The 880-nt window shown below is 63.1% G+C and carries 1 pseudogene; it reads right to left on the bottom strand.

Annotated elements, in window-relative coordinates:
* Positions 1–337: 337 nt before the first annotated feature.
* A pseudogene (locus FXO23_RS50575) lies at positions 338–880 on the bottom strand (hypothetical protein); the annotation flags it as partial.

Below are 880 nucleotides of genomic sequence, written 5' to 3' on the forward strand. Positions count from 1 at the left end.
CCGACCTTGACCTCTGACTTGGGTCGAATCTGCGGGCAAATCAAAAACTACTCCGAATCGCGGCGACAGTGACGCTTGAATCACCGCCTGATCACATTATCGCGTGACACTCAGAAGGGTGGATCCTGTTCACAGGAAAAGGGCTCCCTTAATATCGGAAACGACGGCCAGTACCAGAGCCACGAGTTGCCAGCGCTCCGGGAGATTCTCGCACCTCTCCGCCAATGCCAAGAAAGAGACTTGAACGACAGCGCGATATCGGATGCGGGGAGAGAACAGGAACAGGTAGGGCACCGAGTTTCCTCGGCGCCCTACCTTGTTGCTTCCTATGTAGTTGTCATCCGATTTCCGGAAGCGTGATCTTGACCGGAATGCTGTTGGCGTCGAGGTCCAAGGCCGCGGCACCGTTCACAGCGTTCGACTTGGCCTCGGTGTTGGCTGAGACGGTCATCTTGTGACCGGTTTTGCCCTGCGCCGCGGTCACATCCAGGTGCGTGGCCGCCTCCTTCGCGGTCGCCGTCACCTTGGACACGTTGGCAGCCGACTCGCGGACTGCCTTGGTGACCACCTTCCGCGGAACGGAGCTCACCGCTTTCTGTGAGCTGGCGACCTTCTTCCCAGTCGCAGCGAGTTGCTTACCGGAAGCATCCGGGGTCGCAGCCAGCTTCGAGGTCGCGGTTGCGGCCGCCTGCGTGGTCGTAGCGACGGTGTCGCCCGCCATGCGCGCAGCACCGATCAACGGCAGCGACTGGGTGAGCTGCGCCAGCTGCGCGGTCGGCGCGGTCGGACCAGTCGGAGCGGTCGGACCAGTCGGCCCGGTCGGTGCGGTGGCGCCGCCGGCGGTAGCGCTGGGCAGGGGCTGGCCGTTGAGGTGGTTACC

It is taken from the genome of Amycolatopsis anabasis (genome assembly GCF_009765355.1).
Lineage (GTDB): Bacteria > Actinomycetota > Actinomycetes > Mycobacteriales > Pseudonocardiaceae > Amycolatopsis > Amycolatopsis anabasis.